This is a genomic window from Chitinophaga sp. XS-30, from assembly GCF_008086345.1.
Lineage (GTDB): Bacteria > Bacteroidota > Bacteroidia > Chitinophagales > Chitinophagaceae > Chitinophaga.
In genome coordinates this window covers 1,210,092-1,233,405 of sequence record NZ_CP043006.1, presented here as the reverse complement: position 1 = coordinate 1,233,405, position 23,314 = coordinate 1,210,092, and the positions used below count along the sequence as shown (strand labels likewise).

The window sequence follows — 23,314 nt, the reverse complement described above, 5'->3', positions numbered from 1 at the left end:
GGAACAATGTTGAAATTGCCTAATTTTGGTGTCTTATGCATCAGACAGATTTCCTGGTAGTAGGCTCGGGGATTGCAGGCCTTACTTATGCACTGAAAGTGGCCGAACAATGCCCCGATAAAAAAGTGACGATCATTACCAAGACCCGGGAGGACGAGACCAATACAAAATACGCCCAGGGTGGCGTAGCCGTGGTGAACGACCTGGAGAATGACAGCTTTGAAAAGCACATCGAAGATACCCTCGTTGCCGGGGACGGGCTTTGTAATGAAAAGATCGTGGAGATCGTGGTGAAAGAGGGGCCGGACAGAGTCAATGAATTGATCGCCTGGGGCGCCAATTTCGACAAGGAGAAAGACGGTGATCTTTCCCGCGGCAAGGAAGGCGGGCATTCCGAGTTCCGGGTCATCCACCACAAGGATGTGACCGGCCGCGAAATAGAACGCGCGCTGCTGGAAGCCATCCGCAGCAAAAAGAATATAGAACTGGTCACGCATTGCTTTGTGGTAGACCTTATCACCCAGCACCACCTGGGTTACCTCGTTACAAAATCCACCCTCGATATTGAATGTTATGGCATTTATGTCATGAACCTGCGCACCAACAGGATCGAAAAGATCCTTTCCCGCGTAACCCTGCTGGCCACCGGCGGCAATGGCCAGGTGTACCGCACGACCACCAATCCCGTGATCGCTACCGGTGACGGTGTGGCCATGGTGTACCGGGCCAAGGGGCGCATCGAGAACATGGAGTTCATCCAGTTCCATCCCACCGCCCTTTTTCAGCCCGGCGAAAGCCCTTCTTTCCTGATCACTGAAGCCGTTCGCGGCGACGGCGGCATCCTGCGCAACAAAAGCGGGGAAGACTTCATGCACCGGTACGATGCCCGCCTCTCCCTTGCGCCTCGTGATATCGTGGCCCGCGCCATAGACAGCGAAATGAAGATCACGGGTACGGAACATGTGTACCTCGATTGCCGGCATATGGACAAAGAGAAGTTCATCCATCATTTCCCCAATATCTACGAGAAATGCCAGTCCATCGGCATCGACATTGCAAAAGATATGATACCGGTAGCCCCCGCCGCCCACTACAGCTGCGGCGGCATTAAAACTGACAGCAACGGGCAAACGTCCATCCGTAACCTATACGCCTGCGGCGAATGCGCCAGTACCGGATTGCATGGCGCCAACCGCCTCGCTTCCAACTCCCTGCTGGAAGCCATGGTATTTGCCCACCGGTGCTACCTGGAGACCGTACAAATCATCGATAATATCCCCTTCGGGGAAAACGTGCCGGACTGGAATGCCACCGGTACCAATGCACCCAAGGAAATGATCCTGATCACCCAGAGCCTCAAGGAGCTTAAACAGATCATGAGCGATTACGTGGGCATTGTACGGACCAATGTGAGGCTTGCCCGTGCGATGCGGCGGCTGGATATGCTGCATCTGGAAACGGAGGCCCTGTACAAGGAAACCGCCGTATCCCCGCAACTCTGCGAGCTGCGGAACCTCATTACTGCGGCTTACCTGATCGTAAAAGGCGCCAGCTTCCGGAAAGAAAGCAGGGGGCTGCACTTTAATACCGATTATCCTGAAAAGAGTAACCTGGTGCAGAACATCATCCTGTAACCGGATTAAAAGCGCGATTGGACATGTATTATATCCTGCTGGCATTTTGTTATGGCTTTTCTTTACTCCCCTTATGGTTGCTGTATTTCATCAGCGACGGGTTGTGCTTTCTGGTGTACAACGTCATCGGCTATCGCCGGAAAGTGGTGATAGGCAACCTGAAACAGGCTTTCCCGGAGAAAACGGACAGGGAGATCCGTGTGCTGGCAAAAAAATACTATCGCAACCTTACCGATATGATGGTGGAAACCATCAAGCTGCTCACCATGAGCAAACGTTCTCTCCGGAAACGTTTCATTTGCGATCTTTCGATCTTTCAAAAGCTGTACGATGAAGGGCGCAGCTGCCAGCTGCACCTGGGGCATAACTTCAACTGGGAATGGGCTAACATGATCTGCAGTCAGGGCGTACAATTTCCTTTCCTGGTGGTATTCATGCCCATTACCAACAAAGCCGTGAACCGGATGTTCCTGCACTTCCGGGAAAAACTGGGCACAAAGCTGATCCCTGCCAATGATATGCGCAACGGGATGGCGCCCTGGATCGGAAAACAATACCTGCTGGCACTGGTGGCCGACCAGAACCCCGGTAATCCCCGCCGCTGTTACTGGTACCCGTTCCTCAACAAAATGACGGCTTTCTATAAAGGGCCTGAAATGAGTGCGCGCAGGTATAATATTCCTGTTGTTTTTGGAAATATCCGCAAATTGAAACGCGGTTATTATGAAGCTACGCTGACACTGGCCTTCGAGTACCCGCTCAACGAGCCGGAAGGAGCAATTACGGAAGCATTTGTGAAATACCTGGAAAATAACATCCGCGAACAGCCCGAAGTATGGGTATGGAGCCACCGCCGCTGGAAACATGAATACAAGCTGGAGTATGATGACCCGGCATATGAAGGGAATAATTGAAACGATACTGCAGACGGCTGCAAATGAAAACGGGACTACCTCTGAAGATCAAAGGCGGCCCCGTTTTGCACGAATAACATGGAGTGCTTACGCAGAAGGTATCTTCAGCTTCTGACCCGGATGGATCATATCCGGATTCTTGATCTGGTCCTTATTGGCTTCAAAAATTTTCTGCCAGGTAAGGCCGGGGTAGTTTTTTGCGATCTTGCTCAGGCTGTCGCCTGCCTTTACCTCGTATTCTTCTTCGGCGCCGGCGGCAATAGCGATATTCAATACTACGTCCCCTGAACGCATATCGGGATCAAGTTTTTCATACGTGCTCCACAGCTGGTCTTTCACAGCAACGGATGGTGCGGTCCCGGTCACATAAAGCACCCCGTTCTGCTCCGCCACCTGTAAACCGGTTACTCCGGCGCTGTTTGCCTGCTGGATGAGCTCGGCATATTTTTCCTGTAATGCCATGATCTTGCTTTTTTAAGGTTAATTATCCGGAATGAACGCTTTTATTCCAGGGTCAGTTTATTGTTGACTTTCTTGGGCTTGATCTCGTTTGCTGCCTGCATAACTTTCTTCAGGTCCGCACGCTTGATGGTGCCGGTAAGCGTTACTTCACCGTTGGCTACCGTAGCGGTAACGCCGGAGATCCCTTTCGCCTGGAACGCAGAGTCCACGCTGTTCCTCAATATATCGTCAGGATTGATCACTACCGGCGGCGGTGGTGGCGGTGGCGGGGTCACCATAATGTTATTGGTAATGGAAGTCACGCCCTTTACGCCTTTTGCCGTCTCTTCAGCGGAGGTTTTTGCTGCCTCGTCCACCACTTCACCACTTAACGTGGCTACACCATCCTTCACTTCCGCAATCACGCCCGGTGCTGATGTAGAAAGTTTGTCGTTCACTTCCTGCTGAACTTTGGCGTCGCTTGGTTTGCAAGCGTACAGGAACACACCCATCATTATAACAAGACAGGTGGTTAAAATGGATTTACGCTGTTTCATAAGATTAAAATTTTAACAGAAGTTAGCAAATCCTGCGCCAAATATCAATTTTATTTTGATTTAAATAATTGTTAAGCAACGAGATATGATAAAAGTATTAATTAAATATAAGTGTAATTAATTGTATGTATTTAATTACTAAAATGTATAAGCGTTCATCCATTGCTGTTAACTGCATGCAAAAAGCCCGGAGTATGTGTACCTCCGGGCTTCAAATTTTTTTATGCCGATGTCAGTTCAGCACATTTTTCTCCTGTACAACGGCCAGTCCTTTCTGATCTTTCATTTTTGCGAAGCCTCCATTAACATTCCGGAGGTTGTGAATGCCTTCCCGTTTCATGACGGAGCAGGCGATCACGCTGCGGTAGCCGCCCTGGCAATGCACATAAAGGTTGTGATTATCTTCAAGATCTGCGAGGGAACCGGGATCTGTCATCTCGCTGAGTGTGATGTTCAGTGCATCCTTGATATGACCGTCCGCATACTCTGCAGGTTTGCGTACATCAATGACAACGAGATTGGGATCATGCGGCAGGTCCATAGCCAGTTCGTCGGGGTCTACGGAAATGATCAGGTCTATCTTTTCCCCTGCTGCCTTCCAGGCTTCAAAACCGCCTTCAAGATAGCCTTCCACTTTATCGAACCCTACACGGGCGAGGCGGACGATGGTTTCCTGTTCCTGCCCGGGGTCCGTTACCAGTATAACCGGTTTGTCAAATGGCAAAAGGCTGCCGGCCCATTCTGCGAAGCGCCCTTCCAGTCCTATGCTGATGGATTCCGGCACAAATCCTTCCGTGAAAATATTGGCGTGCCGGGTGTCCAGTATCACAGCGCCGTCTTTTGCCTTTGCTTTGAAATCCTGGATGGAAAGGGGACGAAGGCTTCTCTCCATCAGCATGTCCAGCGCATCATATCCTTCCTTGTTGATCTTTGCGTTGATGGGAAAGTACTGCGGCGGTGCGCTCAGCCCTTCGGTCACCTGGCGGATGAACTCTTCTTTTGAGGTGGCCAGCAGTGCGTAATTGGAACTTTTCTCATCGCCGATGGTGCTATAGGTATTGGGGCCCAGATTCTTCCCGCAGGCAGATCCGGGGCCGTGCGCAGGATATACGATCACATTATCCGGCAGTGTTTTTATTTTCGAGTTGAGCGATTCAAACAGATATCCCGCCAGCTCTTCTTTGCTCTGATTGCCGCTGAACAGGTCCGGCCGGCCCACGTCCCCCACAAACAGGGTATCTCCCGTAAATACGGCATGCGGCTGCCCCTGTTCGTCTAAAAGGAGGTAACAGGTAGATTCCATCGTATGCCCGGGGGTATGCAGGGCCTGTACAACAAGCTTTCCTATGCTGAATGCTTCACCGTCCGCCGCAATATGCACGGGGAAACCGGTAGTGGTCTCCGGCCCGTAAACGATGTCCGCCTTCGTTGCCGCAGCAAGATCGAGGTGGCCGGACACAAAGTCCGCATGAAAATGTGTTTCGAAAATATACTTTATGGTAGCGTTGCGCTCACGGGCGAGTTCCAGGTAGGGCGCTATGTCACGCAGGGGGTCTATCACGGCGGCCACTCCTTCAGATTCGATAAAGTACGCGGCTTCGGATAAGCATCCGGTGTACAATTGCTTAATGAACATATGGTTTTTGATTTTGGCAAAAATACAAAGAAGTTCAGAAGTGAGCGTCCGCCGATGTCAATTTGAGGTCAAACCTTCGGTAGCGGCAGCACACAGAAACATGACACCCCGGGCACCCATGCGGGGAAAAGGGCATAAAAAAGCCCCGGAATCCCCGGGGCCCTCAGTATGGTGCAGGGCCGTCCGGCCCTCGGAATTGAAAAAGATAAGCGGATTAACCAACCAGTTCCTCGACAAATTTGGCCACTTCAGCAATGCGTTGCTTGTTGATCGTATAGTGGATAAACTTACCGTCCCTTTCGGTGATCACGATACCGGCACGCCTCAGGATAGCCAGATGCTGAGATGCTACGGATTGCTCCAGTCGCAGCTTCACATAAATCTCCGTCACGGTCATGCGCTTGTGATCCTCCAGCAGCTTGATCATCTGCTGGCGCAGCTTGTGGTTGATCGCTCTCAACACCATCGCGGCCTTCTTAACGGCAATGTAATCCAATTTGATCTGATCTTTTTCATTGTTACCCCTAGAAATAATAAGAGTATTAGAAGAGGTAGTTAATAATTGTTTTTCCATCGCAAAATAGTTTTAAAAAAATAATGAAATGACAGGGATCAACGGACAGTAAAACGCGACTATTAGAAAACAGTCACGGATATTGATTATACAAAATTATAATATCTGTCACAATAAAAAAAATTTCTATACCTTCTTTTTTAATATATCACGCCGGATATACCTCATTTTTCTGTAATTTGACATTATCATGACAATACTGCACTGCTTTTCAGCGCCCTTCCCTGTCTTCAAATAATAACGAATCGGAATGCGTAATATGATGCGGTGAAATGCTAAAAATCTGCTAAAAAATTATTGCATGTCAGGTCTTCCGGGGGAAATAGAAGGCTTTAAGATAATCCGGGGAGAAGTAGGCCACATCTTTGAAATCCTTATCAGCAAAGGCTTTTTCGGCTAGTGGCACCATATGGGCAGCAGAAATGCCGTATTCGGGGAAAAAAGCATCAGGAACAGCAATAGCGGAGGCCTGCCATTTGGCAGCGCCATCGCCAAAGAAAAAGGCCGGTTTACTGCCGGTAACAGCGCCATAGGAAGAAGGCTCAAGCACCATGGCCTGAGGAGGCAGCACGGCTTCCAGCGCGGTGCTGTACACTGCTGTAAACACCTCCATCCTCCGCGCATCTATCATGGGAACAAGGTATGCATCGCCGGCAGATGTTCCTTCGCGTATCAGTTGCTGCAGCATTCCCGCTGCCATCATTTGCAGCGTTGATATGCCGATCAGCGGTTTGTCCCACGTATAACAAAGCCCTTTTGCCGTGGCTATGCCCACACGCAGGCCGGTGTAAGAGCCGGGGCCGGCGCTTACGGCTATGGCATCGAGCGCTTCCGGACCGATGTGATGGCGCTTCATCAGTTGCTGAATAAACAAAGTTATCGTGGCCGCATGATCTTTCTGATCAGCGTTTTCCATCGTTTCCAAAACTTCGCCGTTGCGGGAAAGGCAAACGGAACCTGTTGCGGTTGCCGTGTCTATATGAAGGATCAATGCCAAACTTGTGTGATTTATAGGTTTGCGCCGCATTCCTGCTCCAGCAGCGGGCATGCTTTGTACCGCCCGTTACCGGTATGTGCATATACGGCCTGCAGCACATCGCGTACGTTCCGGATACCGATCCTGCGGCTCCATTCAAAGGGGCCGAAAGGGTAATTGGTACCGAGTTTCATGGAAATATCAATATCATCGCGGGAAGCGGTGCCTTCCTCCGCGGTGAAATATGCTTCATTGATGATCATGCATATGACGCGGGGCGTCACCAGGCCCGGCACGGCATTCACAGTTTCGTACGCCCATCCCAGTTGTTGCATCAGCTTGTCAAGCCGCTGTAGATCTGCCAGCGGCGTCAGCCCCACTTCCAGCTGCGGCATGCCGATAAATCCCGGCAGCCAGTTACAGCCAAAAACATTCGGCTGGCTGAAAGTCTTTTTTACCATGCATCCCAGCACCGGCACCCCGGGCTGTGCGGCATACCATTCCAGCCGGTCCGGCTGCTCATCCAGCGAAAGATCGATCACCAGGTCCGTGCCCGGCACAAAAACATCGGACCACAATAGTTCATGTGCCCCGAAATCCCTGCCCTTGCGCAGCTCCTCCTGCCGTAACCCTTCTCCTGTAACAAGAATCCGCATAACACTATTTGATGGCGATCACGGAGATCTCTACGTTCACGCCTTTAGGCAGCGCTGCCACCTGTACCGTTTCGCGTGCGGGAAAGTAACCGGTAAAATACTTGCCGTACACTTCATTGATCTGTGAAAAATCATTCATGTCCATAATGAAAATGGTGCTCTTCACCACGTCACCGAAATCCATTCCGGCTTCCGCCAGGATGTTACGCAGATTTTGCATGACCTGGTGCGTTTCCGCAATGATATCATCCTTTACCAGCTGATTGGTTTCGGCATTCAGGGCAATCTGTCCGGATACGAAAAGCATGCTGCCCGCCTTGATAGCCTGGTTATAAGGACCGATGGGTGCGGGTGCACTGTTTGTATTAATGACCTGTTTTTCCATAATAGGCAAAAATAAGGTTTTCGCATTCGCAATAACTTATTGCATCAGATATTGAAAAAGCTTATATTAGCAGTCCGACGTTATTGGAAAAACCATATCTGCAAACATTATCTGCTGATTATGTATGTCAAAACCCTGCATGGTCTTTCACTGAACGGAGCATGGCAAATGCAGCTCCGCCTCTATTTTGCCTGGATCGCCTGCGCTGCGCTGGCTTTTCTTTTTACCCGGCAGAACCTTCTGCAATATCCCGCTACTTTACTCACGGTTCACCTGGTAAGCGGCACCGCCGTCATCCTCTATGCCCTCATCAGAAAGAAAGAGAATTTTCGTTTTGTGCCGCAGGTCCATATCACAGCGCAGACCATGTTGCTGGCGCTGGTAATGGGCCTCTCGCTTGTAGTGCTGAATGATGCGGCATCACAATGGCTTCCGCTTCCCTACTGGCCGGAGGTCTCCTTTACGCGCGTGAATACTGCCTCCCTTTATACGATAACCGGCTCGGTGATGATCGCGGCATTCATGGAGGAGATCCTGTTCCGGGGAATTATCATGGAAGCGTTATTAAAACGCTATTCAGGAAGGATCGCCCTGTTGCAGAGCTCGCTGCTTTTCATGCTTGCGCATCCTGATCCGTCGCAGATGCCGGGCGCTTTTCTGCTCGGGCTGCTCACGGGATATTTTTACCTGCGTCAGCGGGACCTCTGCATGTGTTTCTTTATTCACCTGACCAATAATGTGGTAACCGCCATCCTGATGCTGAACAGTTCCCTCTTTTTCAGTACGATGGAGCCGGGATTTTACTATGGACTGCTGCTGACCGGCGTACTGGTGTTATGGGGCGGTTATTTCCTGCTGAAAAGGCTGACGGTCGGTGCCGTGAAGCCCTCTCCGGCCTTACTTTCCGAATAGGAGCCTGGCCAGTTTTGCATCATGGCCGTACACATCATCACGGAAATTCAGCTGGCCCTGGCTGTTCACCCAGGCGGTAAAATAACCGATGAACACGGGTATGGTTTCTTTCAGTGTGACATATTTTTCTTTTCCGGCACTCATCGCTGCATCAACCTTTTTCTCCGTCCAGGTGGAATCGTTGCGCAATAACCATAAAGCGAGGCGCCTGGGTTCCTGCACCCGGATACATCCGTGACTGAAAGTCCGCCGTGTCTCTGAAAACAGGTTGCGCGAAGGCGTATCGTGCAGATAAATATTGTATTCGTTCGGAAAGAGGAACTTCACTTTGCCGAGAGCATTGGCGCCGCCGGGTTTCTGCCGCACAATGTAGGGGAAGCCGGACCCTTTGTACTGGCTCCAGTTGATGGACCCCGGGGAGATCACTTTACCGCTGGCGCCCACAACTTCCATATTATGCCGGGAAAGGTAAGACCTGCTGCGGCGGATGCCCGGCAACACTTCATTCCTCAGGATGCCCGGCGGTACATTCCAGTAAGGGCTGAACACCACGTATTTCATTTCGCGGCTGAAGATCACGGTGCTGGCGCCCGGTGTGCCCACCACTACGTTGCAGGACCAGGCCAGTTTCCCCGCTTCATACACATGCATCTTGAATTCGGGGATGTTCACCAGGATGTAGTCGGTGGACACCTCCACCGGCACCCAGCGCAGCCGCTCCATGTTCAGCAGCAACTGGTGCATATAATGGGTCAGGGGGCGGTTCAGCGCATCCAGCGTTTGCTGGCGGATAATGCCGTCTGCCTTGTGGCCCATGCGGGACTGGTAGGTCCGCAAAGCGGAGTCCAGCAGCGGCGTAAACAATAATGAAGAGTCTTTTTCTTTCAGGTCCCCCAACAGCTGAAGGCGTGACTTCACGCCCGCGATCACAGTGGAGGAATCTCCGCTTTTAAAGGTCACCGTCTTCTTTTCGATCTTTAACGAATCCCAGCGGGGATTTGATTTCACCAGGGTGCCCAGTTTCTGCAACTCATCGCGCAGCAGCTTGTACTGGCGATTTACCGGCTCTTCTCCGGACAGCACTTTTTCAGGATTGGAGATAATGGTATCCAGCACACTGTTCACATTGATCTTTTTACGGGGAATGTACCACTCCAGGTTGCGTGCGGAATCACTGGTCATTCCGCCCCATACCTTGTTCGCATATACGAAGAACTGGCCGGTGAGGGTCAGTTCCGTAGCCGTTACCTCGGGATCATTCCGGTCTATATCAGCCCCCCGCAGCGCAATACTGTCGTACATCGCCTGCAGGCCGCTTTTATCCAGTGAACTGTCTATGCTGATGCCGTTTTCCACATCGCTGCGCATCATGTTGATCAGGCCGCCTGCCTGTTCCGTTATGCCTTCTTCATCGATCCATGCATAGTGAAAATCCCTTTTCAGGTAAAACTCGCGTATATCTTCCCCGAAAGGGGCATATTCCGGGTGCTTTTGCAGAAAATCCGACACTTTATTACTGTCCAGCGGAATGTTGATGTATTCCTGTTTAGTATAGTGGCTGGTATCGCGCAGCACGCCATGCCTGCCGGAGTTTCCGCCCTGGCCGCAGGCAGCGAGCAAAACCGGTAAAACGAGTAATAAGTGTATCTTCTTTATCATGGTCCAATGTTTTTCGGAAGGATAACAATAAATATGCGCCGTATGTTGCGGGCTTTATGTAATCAACAATCGTGCAAAGGTAAAAAGAAGTTAATCCGAACGGGGGCCGGTGTTAAAAAGGAAACCGCCCCTGGTTGTTGTTACCGGGACGGTTTGCCTGAATATCTTGTCTGATGTAACCTTATAATTTGATCTCTTCATCATTCGCGTCGAAAAAGCGGTATTCCGTGAGGTGATAATTGGAATCCGCCTTCAGTTTGATCCATTTCTTGTATTTGAAATACCATTGCCATTGCCGTGACCGGAGCATCCATCCTTTGGTCAGATAGGAATGAAGGATGGGGTGGATGCGGATGGTGAGCCCTTTGTGCTGGTGGTTCAGCAGGTAGAGCAGGTTCTTTTCAATGTCTTCCACAATGAGCATGGACGCGCCGATCTTGCCGGTGCCTTTGCAGGCGGGGCAGTCTTCCGCAACGGAGATGGTGATCTCCGGTTTCACACGCTGGCGCGTGATCTGCATGAGGCCGAACTTGGAGATCGGCAGAATGGTATGCTTGGCCCTGTCCTGCACCATGAATTTTTCCATGGCCTCGTACACGTTTTTTTTGTTTTCCGGCAGTTTCATATCGATAAAATCGATGATGATAATGCCGCCGAGGTCGCGCAGCCTGAGTTGCCGGGCAATTTCGGCCGCAGCTTCGAGGTTGGAGGCCAGGGCATTCTGTTCCTGGTTGTTGCTGGAGCTTTTGTAGCCGCTGTTCACGTCAATAACATGCAGGGCTTCGGTAGCTTCAATGATGAGGTACACCCCACTGTCCAGGTTCACTGTTTTGCCGAAAGAAGCTTTCACCTGGCGGGTAATGCCGAAATGATCGAAGATGGGTGCGCCGTTATGATAGTAGGTAACGATGTCCTGCTTCTCCGGCGCTATCTTCTGGATGTATGTTTTGGTATCGGTGTAAATGTTCTTGTCGTTGATCACGATACGGTTGAAGCTCTCGTTCAGCAGGTCGCGGAGGATACTGGTGGTCTTTGTCTGCTCACTGAGTATCTTTTGCGGGGCTTGTGAATTGCGGAGGTTTTCCTGGATGGTCTTCCAGGTACTGACCAGGGTGGTGAGGTCTTCATGCAATTCCGCTGTTTTCTTGCCTTCTGCCGCGGTGCGCACGATAACGCCGAAGTTATGCGGCTTGATGGCTTCCACGATCTTCTGGAGCCGTTTTCTTTCTTCAGACGAGTGGATCTTTTTGGAGACGGCCACTACGTTGTTGAAAGGGGTGATCACGATGAACCGGCCGGGAAGGGATATCTCGCAGCTCAGGCGTGGCCCTTTGGAGGAAATGGGCTCTTTGAGTATCTGCACGAGGATATTGGGCTTTCCGCCGAGCACTTCGGTGATCTTGCCGGTCTTGATGATCTCGGGCTCGTTCTTGAATTTTGCAAAGTCGAATGCCCCGGATTTATCCGTGATGGCGTGTTGGGTAAATTTGAGAATGGAGCGGATGTAGGGGCTCAGGTCTGTATAATGCAGGAATGCGTCTTTTTCAAAACCGACATCTACAAAGGCTGCGTTCAGCCCGGGGATGAGCTTCTTCACTTTGCCCAAATAAAGATCCCCCACTGCAAAATTGGGATTACCGCTTTCGTGGTGCAGTTCTACCAACTTCTTATCTTCCAGCAATGCAATTTCAACACCGGATGGTGCGGCATTTATAATCAATTCCTTATTCAAGCGTCAAAATTTTATCCATAAATACTTCACTTTTATGCGCCCGCCTGTTAAAGAACAGGGTACAGCATGCCCAAATGATACGCCGGCACGGGAAAAACCAGCTTCACTACGAGATGATGAGGATTGCAAAGGGTTTAGTGATATACAGGTAAAGTACGGATATTAAGGCCGACCTATGAAAACAACCTGCATGACTTCAGCAATTTAATGATTATCGCTAAAACCATGCAGGATTCACATAAAAATTTTATCAAGTCTGCCGTTCCGACAACTTTATACCTGAACAGTATAAATGGCGGGGAAACAGGAGAAATTATTTCTTGCCTTTCTTATGACGGTTCTTTCTCAGCCTTTTTTTCCGTTTGTGGGTTGCTATTTTATGTCTCTTTCTTTTCTTTCCGCAGGGCATGCTAAAAAAATTTTTAATGTTTTAAAATATACTATTGAATGCTTTTAATATACTCATCGATCTCTGCCGCCAGGGAAGGATCTTTGATCAGTTTGCGGCACTGCCGGAGCAGTTCCACTGCCTTGTCCTTCTCTCCTTTGTTCTGGTACGCTACTGCCAGCAGGAAAAGTGCTTTCGGCTCGTCCGGGTGGCGTTTCAGCACTTCTTCCATCCTTTCGATCGCTTTATCGAACTGGCCGGAGGTAATGCTGAAATTCGCTAATGCAAGCTGTGCATCGAGGAAATCGGGTTTCCTTTCCGCTACATCCCTTAACATTGCGATCCCTTTCATGGGTTCATTGGTATTGCTGACCAAAAGGGAACCCAGTTTTATCTTCAGTGTGTCATTGTTTGGCTGCAGCGCGATAGCCTTATCCAGCAATTCCATGGCGTTGTTCGCCTCCCACATTCTTACGCCCGCGTCCTGGGTGTGCGAGAGATGGTCTAAAAATAAATTGGCTGCAAAGGTGAGGCTTTTTCCGGAATTTTCCAACTTGGCGGCTTCGGCGAGATAATATGCCGCCACGGGGAGTTCATTGAGGTTGTCCCAGATCGTGTAAAGTTGCATGTAGGCAGTGATCTGCTGTGACTTCACATCACCACGTACAACGGTGTTCTCGAGACTGGTGATCTCTGCCAGCTTCTCAGCAGGAACTTTCTCCTTGGCCTTCTGCAGCAAATCCTTGAAATCGGCTACAGCGGCCTGTCCTTCCGGCATTACGCCCGCGGGAGCATGAGCATGATCATGTACCTTTGGCGTGATACGGCCAAACGCATACAGTACCGTTACAACAGCAACAGCAAGGCCAATGAGGAGTAGTTGATTTCTTCGCATCCTAAAAAATGTTAGGATGCAAATCTAAGAACTTTTAAGCTTCTTTACTTCGGCAACGAACTCTTTAGATGGCTTAAATGCTGGAATGTAGTGCTCTGGAATCTCCACAGCAACATTCTTTTTAATGTTCCGGCCAATCTTGGCTGCACGTTTCTTGGTAATGAAGCTGCCAAATCCGCGAATGTAGATATGCTCGCCATTTGCCAACGCTTCCTTTACCTCCTTGAACATGGCCTCGAGTGTTACTAACACGTCTACTTTCGGAATGCCGGTTTTTTCAGCAATGTTGTTAATCAAATCAGCTTTTCTCATAATGAAGCGGAGGATTACTTGTTTTCAAAGTTATTAAAAAAAATTTAATTGCTGAATATTCAAGCAAATAAAATTTATCTTTTTTTATTATAGATAGCGGCCATTAAAAATACGTTTATTTGTGCTCCCGCAGCAGCCCTAAAACGCTATAATCCAGCAATAACGGAGACTCCGGGAACACGAATATATAAAAAAATAGCGACATATATAAATTATTTTGGGCAAATGACCGACACAAAGAGATTTTTTACGGACTGTCTCCTTACCTGGAACCGCCTCCACAACGGCCGCAGCATGCCCTGGAAAGGCGAAAAAAACCCCTATAAAATCTGGTTATCCGAGATCATCCTCCAGCAAACCCGGGTGGAACAGGGCTGGCCTTACTATGAACGCTTTATCGAAAAATACCCGGTTGTACACCTGCTGGCCGCCGCTCCCGAGGAGGAAGTGTTCCGCCTCTGGCAGGGCCTGGGCTACTACGCCCGCTGCAAGAACATGCTGGCCGCCGCCCGGGAGATCGCCGGCAGGTTCAATGGCGTATTCCCATCCACCTATGAAGGCATCAGTTCACTGAAAGGCATAGGCGCCTATACTGCTGCCGCCATTGCCTCCTTTGCTTTCGATCTGCCCTTCGCCGTACTGGACGGGAATGTTTACCGGGTGCTGGCGCGCTTCTTCGGAATAGACACCCCTACGGATTCCACAGCGGGCAAAAAGCTGTTCACGCAGCTTGCCGGGGAGGTGCTTGCCAAAGATCAGTCAGCCGTCTACAACCAGGCTATCATGGATTTTGGTGCTGTTGTCTGCAAACCCCGGCAGCCGCTTTGCACCACCTGCCCCCTTTCAACGCGGTGTGAGGCTTATAATAAAGGACTGACGGACCTGGTGCCGGTAAAATCCAAAAAGCTCGTTATCAAAAAAAGATACTTCCATTACCTGCTGCTGGAACAACAAGGCAGGATATATATCCGCAAACGCCGGGAAAAGGATATCTGGCAGAACCTTCATGAATTTGTGCTGCTCGAAACACCGGCGCCGGCAACAGATGCTGAACTGCTGCAAAGCCCGGCTTTCCGGCGCATCCTGGGAAAGCACCCTTACAAGGTCGTACATTCCTCCGCAACAATAAAGCAGCAACTCACCCATCAAACCATCCATGCCCGCTTTATCAGGCTTTCCGTAACCAGGGCCTTCCCGGCACCGGAGGGCTTCCTGCCCGTGGCCCCCGCTGATCTGGGGCAGTACGCATTCCCAAAGATCATTGTAGACTTTCTGCAACGATGAACATAATACCGCCCGGTGCCCCCGGAAGGCCCAACGGCACCGCAAAGCCGTCAACCATCCATTCAACGGATCTATTTTCCTGTCCCCTGTCTATAAACGGGCATGCTTTTGGCAATATTGCTTAAATATCACATTGGCAACGCATTAGCAGTAAAACAACAGGTCAAAAATTCTATCCGTTGATTTGAAAAAAACACTAACTTTAGAAAGGTTGACCGTGAGAAGAATCTATTAATAGGACAGATTAAAACCTACAATTATGAGAGGTGTTAATAAAGTAATCCTGATTGGCAATCTTGGCAGAGACCCCGATGTTCAATTCCTGGAAGGTAATATAGCCGTGGCCAAATTCTCCCTGGCTACAACAGAAACATTTAAAGACCGCGCCGGCAAACTGATCTCCCAAACAGAGTGGCATACCGTAGTTTTGTGGAGAGGATTGGCCGAACTTGCTCAAAAATACCTGCACAAAGGAAGCCTCGTTTATATTGAAGGGCGCCTCCGTACCCGCAGCTGGGAAGACAAGGAAGGCAACAAGAAATTCGCTACCGAAGTAGTAGGCGATAACCTCGTTATGCTCGACAAACGAATGGATGTCAACAACGGCGACCACTCCACACATCATCACTCCGGCCAGAGCAGCGGCTCCCACGGTGAAGGGTACACCGGTATGGAAGTGCCGCCCATGAGCGAGCCGGCGGATGATCTGCCCTTCTGACCCGTCAAATTAAGTTTTTATATACTATCTCCCGTAACGGTACATTCTTTATATTTGCATGCGGGGAAAGCGATTCATCACTCAAGACCTGAATTACTTTCCCATTATTTTTGACCAAAGCTTAAATATCTTGGCTTACCTATCGGCTAGCATTTTACCCATCAGGAGTGTTTTGTTACAAGAGCTGGCGGCACCTGCACCAAATGTGATCGTGTTTTTGCTGGTCATTTTTACATTATTACTGCTCAATTTTATCGTGTCCGGGGCCGAAGTGGCCTTTTTCTCCCTCAACTATAAGGACCTTAACGTTTTAAAGACCCGGCAGAGCAATGCCGGCAGAATGATCACCCGCTTGCTGGAAAAGCCGAAATCCCTGCTGGCATCCCTTCAGATCGCCAACATCCTTTTCAATATCGCATTCATCTTCATTACCAACTATCTCATTGCCCAGGTAGAAACCTTGCGGGACCTGGAATTTCTGTCCTTTATCGTCCGCATTGCCATCATCACCGTCGTACTGCTGTTCTTCGGGCAAATATTGCCACGGGTATGGGCAACGCAGAACAATATGCGCTTTGCCACCTACTTCGCCTGGTTCGTGCATCTCATTCACGCCACGCTGGAGCCGGTCAGCAATTTCTTCGTCAGCATGAGCGAAGGCATAGAGGCCCGCCTGTTCCACCGCAGCACACGCCCGATCAATTACCACGAGATCGACGAAGTGATAGAAATGAGTGTGGAACCGGGTGCATCACAGGAAGAAAAGAATATCGTCAGGGGCATCCTTAAATTCGGGAATATCGCCGTAAAACAGATCATGCGCACCCGCCTGGATGTGAACGGACTGGAATACGACATGCCTTTCGGTGAGGTCGTGAAAACCGTGGCAGACCTTCATTACTCCCGCCTGCCGGTGTACCGGGACAATCTGGATACGATCGTGGGCGTTGTACATACAAAGGACCTGCTGCAGCATCTGGATAAAAAAAATGATTTCGACTGGCACGAGGTCCTGCGCCAGCCTTTCTTTGTACATGAGCACAAGCTCATTGAAGACCTGCTGAATGAATTCCAGACCCGGCATATGCACTTTGCCGTGGTAGTGGACGAGTTTGGCGGCACCTCCGGCATCGTGACCCTGGAAGACATCATGGAAGAAGTGATCGGAGATATCAAGGATGAATTTGATGAGGAAGAATTCAACTTTTCCAAGGTCAATGACCATACTTACGTATTTGAAGGCAAAACCATGCTGAACGATGTTTGCCGCATCATGAACATTGCGCCGGATACCTTTGAGACCGTCAAGGGCGAAAGCGATTCCCTCGGCGGCCTGATCCTTGAGCTTTCCGGAAAATTCCCGGAAGAGAACAGCGTGATCAGCTATGCGCATTTCGACTTCACCATCCTTGAAGTGACCAAAATGCGCATCCAGAAAATACAGGTCAGCTTCAAACCCGGAACGGAAACTGAATAAAGCGAGTTGTGAATAAAGCCTTTTATATCGTCATTATAGCGCTGCTGCCCGTATTTGCCGCCTGCCAGCAACAGACCTTCACACCCAAGCCGAGGGGATATTTCAGGATAGACCTGCCCGAAAAGCAATACCGCCTTTTCGATGAGCCGGGTTACCCTTATTCCTTTGAATACCCGGTATATGCCAATATCGTGAAGGATACGCTGTTCTTCGACGAGAAAGCCGAAAATCCCTGGTGGATCAATGTTGATTTCCCGGAAATGAACGGAAAGATCTACATGAGCTATAAGGCCGTTGGCGCAAATAACTCGCTGGACAAGCTGATCGGCGACGCCTTCAAACTCACTTATAAACACACCGCCAAAGCTGAATCCATCGAGGAAAGCAGCATCAATACCACAAACCACGCCCACGGACTGTTTTACGAGATTGGCGGCAATGCAGCCTCTGCCAAACAGTTCTTTGTGACCGATTCCGCCCGCCATTTTTTGCGCGGAGCATTGTATTTTTATGCGCCGCCCAATGCGGATTCATTGGCGCCGATGCACAAATTCCTGGAAGAGGATATGTGGCATATGGTGGAAACGCTGAAATGGAAAGCTAACTGAGAGAACGATGATAGTGATAGATGACAAATACATAAGTGACGATGTCGTCGAGAAAAATTTCGTCTGCAACCTGTCTGCCTGCAAAGGCGCCTGCTGCGTTGCGGGCGACTGTGGCGCCCCGCTGGAAGAGGCGGAGCTGTCTGTGCTGAAAAAGATCTACCCGAAGATCAAGCCTTACCTGCGGGAGGAGGGCATCCGGGAAATAACGCAAACAGGCCTGCATACCTGGGACGACGAGCACGGTCACGTTACCCCCATCGTGAACGGCGCCATCTGCGCTTATGCCACGATAGACGAAGCGGGGCATGTGGGTTGCGGTATCGAGAAAGCGTATAAGGACGGGGTGGTGGATTTCAAAAAGCCCATTTCCTGCCACCTCTACCCCATCCGCATCACTAAATACGAATCCTTCGAAGCCGTGAACTACGATAAATGGAGCATCTGCAAACCCGCCTGCAAGCTGGGAAATCAGCTACAGGTGCCGGTGTACAAGTTCCTCCGGGAAGCGATCACCCGCAAATACGGCACGGAATTCTACGACGTGCTGGACAAGATCGCGCAAAAGCAGTACAGGGCAGGATAACAGCAGATCACTTTTTGACTATCTTTACAGACATGAATAAGACGGCAAGCACCTTTCTTTCCGAGAGTGAAATAAAAGCGGCTGATCTGGGTCACCGCAATACGATCAATTTCAATATAAGCAAGTATAATGCTGCTGTGAAGAACGGCAAGCTGCAATTTGCAGACCTGCCTACCGCCAGGGAACGCGCGAAGAATGTGAAGTGGAAGGCGATCGAGAACCTGGACAAACATCTGGAGGATTTCGAGATGAACTTCATGAAACGCGGGGGCAAGGTGATCTGGGCAGAAAATGCGGAACAGGCGCGGGAAGAGATACTGGCCATCTGCCGGGCGAAAAACTGCAAAACGGTCGTGAAGAGCAAATCGATGGCCACTGAAGAGATCCATCTTAATGACTTCCTGCAGCAAAACAATATCGAGAGCGTGGAAACGGACCTGGGCGAATACATCCAGCAGCTGGACGATGAGCCGCCGTACCACATCGTAACGCCGGCCATGCATAAAAGCAAGGAACAGGTAGCACAGCTTTTCCATGAGAAACTTGGCTCCGACCCTGCGCTTTCCCCTGAACAACTGACCCTGGTGGCGCGTGACAAGCTCCGCCAGAAATACCTGGACGCAGAAGTGGGCATCACCGGCGCCAATTTCATCATTGCGGACATCGGCGGCATTGCCGTTACCGAGAACGAAGGAAACGCACGGCTCAGCACATCCTTTCCCAAAACGCACATCGCTTTGGTAGGCATTGAAAAAGTACTGCCTTCGATCAACGACCTGGCATTGTTCTGGCCCCTGCTGGCCACCTATGGTACCGGGCAGCAGATCACTTCCTACAATACCATCCTTTCCGGTCCAAGACAGGAAGGGGAAATAGACGGACCGGAAGAAATGTATGTGATCTTCCTGGACAACGGCCGCACGAACATCCTCAAGGATGAGGTGGCCCGTGAAAGCCTGTACTGCATACGCTGCGGCTCCTGCCTGAACGCCTGTCCCGTTTACAAGAATATCGGCGGCCACACTTATAAAACGACTTACAGCGGCCCCATTGGCGCGGTAATTACCCCTCATCTGCAGGGCATTGAAAAATATATGCACCTGAGCTTTGCCTCATCCCTGTGCGGCAACTGCACGGAGGTTTGCCCGGTTCGCATCAACCTGCATGAACTGCTGCTGCACAACCGCCACAAAGCGGTGGAGGAGCATCATACTTCCGGCGGGGAAAAGATAGGCTGGTACGGCTGGAAACAAGCCTGCCTCAGCCGCAGGATGATGAACCTGGTAGGAGGCAAAACAAAAAATTTCGTTATCGGGAGACTGTTTGGAAAAGCCTGGGGAGATGATCGTGCGCTGCCGGTCTTTGCGCCCAAGTCTTTTAACCAGATGTGGAAAGAACGGAAGAAATAACTTCACCTTTACTCTTCTTTCTTTATAATAATAGGGACCTCTAACGTTGCTGTTGCTCCGCGTTTCCTACCGGGAACGGGATGCCATCGCGGCCCTTCTGCTACGATCCTGATGGCGGCCTCATCGGCTACGCTGCCCATCGTTTGCAGCACTTTGAAATCGCGGAGGGTACTGTCAGGCATTACCGTAAACGATAACAACACGGTTCCGGAATCGGGCTGGATGTTGTTGCCTTTTAGCTGAATCGTTTTCCTTGATTCGAGATAAGCACGGTAAGCCGGCTCTCCTGTGGAAGGCGAGGGCAAGATAACCGCCTTTTTCCGGCTGCGGCCATACCCGGTCACCACCACTTCCTCCAGCTTTTCGTTATTGGAGGGCAAAGCTACATTGACCCGGCTGGTATTTTGCGCTACGGCAACACTTTTCCTTTCATATCCGATCGAGGAGAATCCCAGCTGTATCTTGTCTTTTTTATCCACCTGTAAAGCAAATCCGCCGGAGGTATCTGTGACCACACCGCGGTTGGAGCCTTCGAGGGACACCAGCACTCCCGGCAGCCTGGAACCGGTCTTTTCATCGATCACCACACCGCTGATGAGGCGGGCATTGGCATCCGCATGCAAATCAGGGTATGGGGCCGGTTCACCGGCAATGAGCCCTTCCACTTTTTCCCCCGCCTTTGCGGATAGCGGCTGGTTATCGTTCCGGGCAATGCCGCGGATCCTGATCGTGTCCACTTTAGCTTTGGCAAAAAGACCGGAATCCTGCCTTACCGGTGCGGTGACGGCATTAAAGTTCCTTTCCCTCGCCGCGGCGTGTTGCGTCGCTTCCGTTCGCGCAACTGCTGCATCGGCGGCTTCCGCTTTCGCCTTTGCTGCGGCAAGCGCAGGCGGTGGTGATGGCTGGAACGTTACTTCAGATGGTTGTTTGGCTTCACCGGCCTTTTTTTCGGGCGAGTCCTGCTCCGGGCCCTTTTGTTCCTCCACAGGGACCGGGGGCATGGGCCGCGGAATGGCCGTATCGGCGGGCTGCTTTTGCGGTGCTACGGTATCCGTTATTTTAACCGGATTCACCTGTGCCATATCCAACTCTTTCTCTGCCGGTCTCATTAACATCACAGCTGTTATGCAAAGCAGGATCAACACGGACGCGGCGGCCAGCCAGCGGTATTCCATTTTACGGAGAAGGCCCCCTTTCGGCGGCGATACCCGTTGTTCCAGCCTGCTCCGGAGATCGGCCGGCACAGGTTGCCGGTCTTCCGCCTGGCGCGCGTAACCTTCCAGCGCCTCAGCAAGGAAAGGATCGTCCAGCGCCTGCTTTTCAATGGCATGCATGGTCTTGTCGTCCAGTTTCCCTTCCAGGTACCGGCGGATAAGCTCAGCAGTGATATGTAATTTATGATCAGCCATCAGTTCTTCTCCATGCAGATTTTCAGGTTCCGCTTCCCATTCTGAATATAGCTCTTTACTTTATTCATTTCGTAGCCGGTGATATCCGCTACCTCGCGGTAGCTTTTTTCCTGCAGGTAAAACAGGTTTACGCTGCGTTTTTGCTCCTCGGGCAGGGTATCCAGGCACTTTTCCATCGCCTGGAGGTTGTTTTCCAGACTGAATCCGTTATCAGGATGATTATTTTCCCCGGTTTCCATAAACACCTGCTCATCAATGGACACTGTTCTGCCCTTCGTGGCCCGGATCTTCATCAGGCAGTGGTTCCGGCTCAGCACATGCAGCCATCCGCGGAACTGCTGTATCTCATGCTGCTTTACCTTTCCGATCAGCTCTTCAAATATCTGCATCACGGCATCTTTCGCCGATTCATCGTCCAGGTACTTGAGGCATACGCCATAAACCAGGTCCATATACCGCTCGTACAACGCCGCCAGATATTCCAGCCGGCCGGACTCCTTGTAGTTCCGGATCAGCGTGGCGTCATCGGCATCTTTCATCATATGTTGCTGCAAAAACGGCATCTGTATTGGCAATACTACATAAAAAAAGACTGTCTTTCAACAGCCTTTCCTTTTATGTTATTGTTCCTTTTTTGCTAGTGACGGAAGTGCCGCATGCCGGTGATCACCATTACCATGCCGTTCTCCTTGCAGTAGTTGATGGAATCGTTGTCACGGATGGAGCCGCCCGGCTGGATCACTGCTGTTATGCCTGCTTCATGGGCGATGCGAACGCAATCATCGAACGGGAAGAATGCGTCCGAGGCCATAACCGCACCATTCAGGCCGAAATTGAACTGGCGTGCCTTTTCAATGGCATGGCGCAGGGCATCGATGCGGGAGGTTTGTCCACAGCCTTTGCCTACCAGCTGCAGGTCTTTCACCAAGGCTATTGCATTGGATTTCAGGTGCTTGCAAACAATATTGGCAAATTCCAGATCTGCTTTCTGCGCTGCCGTGGCCGGTTGAGCGCCCGTATCGTTCCAGGTATCGAAACTGCCTTTATCATTATCCTGCACAAGCACTCCGTTCAGCACGTTCTTGAACATCTGCGGAGATTGTACGGGTTGTTTCTGTAACAGCAGGATGCGGTTCTTCTTTGCCTGAAGCACTTCCAATGCAGCCGGCTCAAAAGCGGGCGCTATCAGTATCTCGAAAAATATCTCATTGATCGCTTTGGCGGTTTCAGCGTCCACTGGCCTGTTGCAGGCCAGTACACCGCCGAAGGCGCTTTCCTTGTCGCCCGCCAGCGCCGCTTCCCAGGCAGCAGCCAGTGTGGGCCGGGTGGCAATGCCGCAAACATTGGTGTGCTTGATCACCGCAAATGCTGTTTCAGAGAACTCTGCGATCAGCTGAACGGCGGCATCTACGTCTACCAGGTTGTTGTAAGACAGTTCCTTGCCGTGCAGCTTATCGAATATCTCATCCAGGTTGCCATAGAAAACGCCCTGCTGATGGGGGTTCTCGCCATAACGGAGCACCTGGCCCTGCGGAGCGGAAAGCTGGAAATGCTCTTTTTCCTTGTCCTTCAGGAAATATCCGGCGATCGCCACATCATAGTGTGCGCATACTTCAAAGGCTTTGGATGCAAAGTGACGGCGTTGCTCAAGACTGGTAGCGCCTTTGCCTTCCGTCAGTACCTGCTCAAGCGCAGCATACTGGTCCTTTGACGCTACGATCACAACATCTTTATAGTTTTTGCCGGCTGCGCGGATCAGGGAAACGCCGCCGATATCTATTTTCTCGATAATGGCCTGTTCTTCCGTGGTGCTTTTTACCGTTTCTTCAAAAGGATAAAGGTCCACGATCACGAGGTCTATTTCCGGTATCTCGTATTGTTTCAGCTGCTCCAGGTCCTGGGGATTCTCCCGGCGGGCGAGGATGCCGCCGAAAACTTTGGGATGGAGGGTTTTTACCCGGCCGCCCAGGATGGACGGATAAGCAGTCAGATCTTCAACCGCCACACATTTTTCGCCAAGGTCCTCAATGAATTTCTGCGTACCACCGGTGGAATAAATGGTCACGCCCTGCCGGCCCAATGTTTTAACGATATTCTCCAGATTATCCTTATAGAAAACGGAGATCAAAGCGGATTTGATTTGCTTCTGCATGCA

At 50.7% G+C, this 23,314-nt stretch carries 23 protein-coding genes; 9 read left to right on the top strand and 14 right to left on the bottom strand.

Annotation, left to right across the window (positions count from 1 at the left end; genetic code table 11):
- Positions 1-35 precede the first annotated feature (35 nt).
- Both nadB and FW415_RS05200 read left to right on the top strand, forming a co-directional pair.
- A complete protein-coding gene (gene nadB / locus FW415_RS05205; RefSeq protein ID WP_148383228.1) occupies positions 36-1,634 on the top strand; it encodes an L-aspartate oxidase in 1,599 nt (532 codons plus the stop codon).
- A 23-nt stretch (positions 1,635-1,657) separates the two neighbouring features.
- Complete coding sequence (locus FW415_RS05200; RefSeq protein ID WP_148383227.1) at positions 1,658-2,548, top strand: lysophospholipid acyltransferase family protein; 891 nt, start codon at positions 1,658-1,660, stop codon at positions 2,546-2,548.
- 87 nt (positions 2,549-2,635) lie between these two features.
- On the opposite strand, the gene FW415_RS05195 is transcribed toward FW415_RS05200, so the two are convergent.
- From FW415_RS05195 to FW415_RS05165, 7 genes are all read right to left on the bottom strand, one after another.
- Complete coding sequence (locus FW415_RS05195; RefSeq protein WP_148383226.1) at positions 2,636-3,010, bottom strand: LysM peptidoglycan-binding domain-containing protein; 375 nt, start codon at positions 3,008-3,010, stop codon at positions 2,636-2,638.
- 41 nt (positions 3,011-3,051) lie between these two features.
- Positions 3,052-3,546, bottom strand: a complete 495-nt coding sequence (locus FW415_RS05190; RefSeq protein WP_246858920.1) for a BON domain-containing protein — start codon at positions 3,544-3,546, stop codon at positions 3,052-3,054.
- A 232-nt stretch (positions 3,547-3,778) separates the two neighbouring features.
- Positions 3,779-5,182, bottom strand: coding sequence for a rhodanese-like domain-containing protein (locus tag FW415_RS05185; protein WP_148383225.1), 1,404 nt, complete (start codon positions 5,180-5,182; stop codon positions 3,779-3,781).
- A gap of 214 nt (positions 5,183-5,396) precedes the next feature.
- Positions 5,397-5,756 (bottom strand): helix-turn-helix transcriptional regulator, encoded by a 360-nt coding sequence (locus FW415_RS05180; protein WP_074241384.1) that lies wholly within the window; start codon positions 5,754-5,756, stop codon positions 5,397-5,399.
- Positions 5,757-6,060: 304 nt separating this feature from the next.
- On the bottom strand, positions 6,061-6,753 hold the full coding sequence (gene tsaB, locus FW415_RS05175) for a tRNA (adenosine(37)-N6)-threonylcarbamoyltransferase complex dimerization subunit type 1 TsaB (RefSeq protein ID WP_168208673.1): 693 nt from the start codon (positions 6,751-6,753) through the stop codon (positions 6,061-6,063).
- 11 nt (positions 6,754-6,764) lie between these two features.
- A complete protein-coding gene (locus tag FW415_RS05170; RefSeq protein ID WP_148383223.1) occupies positions 6,765-7,388 on the bottom strand; it encodes a 3-hydroxyacyl-CoA dehydrogenase family protein in 624 nt (207 codons plus the stop codon).
- A gap of 4 nt (positions 7,389-7,392) precedes the next feature.
- Positions 7,393-7,773, bottom strand: a complete 381-nt coding sequence (locus FW415_RS05165) for a RidA family protein (RefSeq protein ID WP_148383222.1) — start codon at positions 7,771-7,773, stop codon at positions 7,393-7,395.
- 120 nt (positions 7,774-7,893) lie between these two features.
- Here FW415_RS05165 and FW415_RS05160 point away from each other — a divergent pair, with 120 nt between their 5' ends.
- Positions 7,894-8,685, top strand: a complete 792-nt coding sequence (locus FW415_RS05160) for a CPBP family intramembrane glutamic endopeptidase (RefSeq protein ID WP_148383221.1) — start codon at positions 7,894-7,896, stop codon at positions 8,683-8,685.
- Here the strand turns inward: FW415_RS05160 and FW415_RS05155 are convergent.
- From FW415_RS05155 to FW415_RS05140, 4 genes are all read right to left on the bottom strand, one after another.
- Positions 8,671-10,344 (bottom strand): murein L,D-transpeptidase, encoded by a 1,674-nt coding sequence (locus FW415_RS05155; RefSeq protein WP_148383220.1) that lies wholly within the window; start codon positions 10,342-10,344, stop codon positions 8,671-8,673. The genes FW415_RS05160 and FW415_RS05155 overlap by 15 nt on opposite strands.
- Positions 10,345-10,525: 181 nt before the next feature.
- Complete coding sequence (locus FW415_RS05150; protein ID WP_148383219.1) at positions 10,526-12,076, bottom strand: Rne/Rng family ribonuclease; 1,551 nt, start codon at positions 12,074-12,076, stop codon at positions 10,526-10,528.
- Positions 12,077-12,516: 440 nt separating this feature from the next.
- A complete protein-coding gene (locus FW415_RS05145; RefSeq protein ID WP_148383218.1) occupies positions 12,517-13,359 on the bottom strand; it encodes a tetratricopeptide repeat protein in 843 nt (280 codons plus the stop codon).
- Between the two features lie 24 nt (positions 13,360-13,383).
- Positions 13,384-13,671 (bottom strand): HU family DNA-binding protein, encoded by a 288-nt coding sequence (locus tag FW415_RS05140; RefSeq protein WP_029464490.1) that lies wholly within the window; start codon positions 13,669-13,671, stop codon positions 13,384-13,386.
- A 225-nt stretch (positions 13,672-13,896) separates the two neighbouring features.
- On the opposite strand from FW415_RS05140, the gene mutY reads away from it, so the two are divergent.
- The 6 genes from mutY to FW415_RS05110 all read left to right on the top strand — a co-directional run bounded on the left by mutY (position 13,897) and on the right by FW415_RS05110 (position 19,750).
- Entirely contained in the window at positions 13,897-14,955 is a 1,059-nt protein-coding gene (mutY, locus tag FW415_RS05135; protein WP_148383217.1) for an A/G-specific adenine glycosylase, read from the top strand.
- 259 nt (positions 14,956-15,214) lie between these two features.
- Positions 15,215-15,673, top strand: a complete 459-nt coding sequence (locus FW415_RS05130; RefSeq protein ID WP_148383216.1) for a single-stranded DNA-binding protein — start codon at positions 15,215-15,217, stop codon at positions 15,671-15,673.
- Between the two features lie 172 nt (positions 15,674-15,845).
- Entirely contained in the window at positions 15,846-17,150 is a 1,305-nt protein-coding gene (gene gldE, locus FW415_RS05125) for a gliding motility-associated protein GldE (protein ID WP_246858919.1), read from the top strand.
- Positions 17,151-17,158: 8 nt separating this feature from the next.
- On the top strand, positions 17,159-17,758 hold the full coding sequence (gene gldD / locus FW415_RS05120) for a gliding motility lipoprotein GldD (RefSeq protein WP_246858917.1): 600 nt from the start codon (positions 17,159-17,161) through the stop codon (positions 17,756-17,758).
- 7 nt (positions 17,759-17,765) lie between these two features.
- Complete coding sequence (locus FW415_RS05115; protein ID WP_148383213.1) at positions 17,766-18,341, top strand: DUF3109 family protein; 576 nt, start codon at positions 17,766-17,768, stop codon at positions 18,339-18,341.
- A 32-nt stretch (positions 18,342-18,373) separates the two neighbouring features.
- The gene (locus FW415_RS05110) at positions 18,374-19,750 is read left to right on the top strand and encodes a LutB/LldF family L-lactate oxidation iron-sulfur protein (protein ID WP_148383212.1); all 1,377 of its coding nucleotides are present in this window, start codon (positions 18,374-18,376) and stop codon (positions 19,748-19,750) included.
- An 8-nt stretch (positions 19,751-19,758) separates the two neighbouring features.
- Here FW415_RS05110 and FW415_RS05105 read toward each other — a convergent pair whose 3' ends face one another.
- From FW415_RS05105 to purH, 3 genes are all read right to left on the bottom strand, one after another.
- Positions 19,759-21,159: an energy transducer TonB gene (locus FW415_RS05105; protein ID WP_148383211.1), complete on the bottom strand. Its 1,401-nt coding sequence runs from the start codon at positions 21,157-21,159 to the stop codon at positions 19,759-19,761.
- Positions 21,159-21,722 carry an RNA polymerase sigma factor gene (locus FW415_RS05100; protein ID WP_148383210.1) on the bottom strand — a complete coding sequence of 188 codons (564 nt, stop codon included), beginning with the start codon at positions 21,720-21,722 and terminating at the stop codon, positions 21,159-21,161. Before FW415_RS05100 ends, FW415_RS05105 begins: the two co-directional genes overlap by 1 nt.
- A 74-nt stretch (positions 21,723-21,796) precedes the next feature.
- On the bottom strand, positions 21,797-23,311 hold the full coding sequence (gene purH / locus FW415_RS05095; protein ID WP_148383209.1) for a bifunctional phosphoribosylaminoimidazolecarboxamide formyltransferase/IMP cyclohydrolase: 1,515 nt from the start codon (positions 23,309-23,311) through the stop codon (positions 21,797-21,799).
- Between the last annotated feature and the right edge of the window lie 3 nt (positions 23,312-23,314).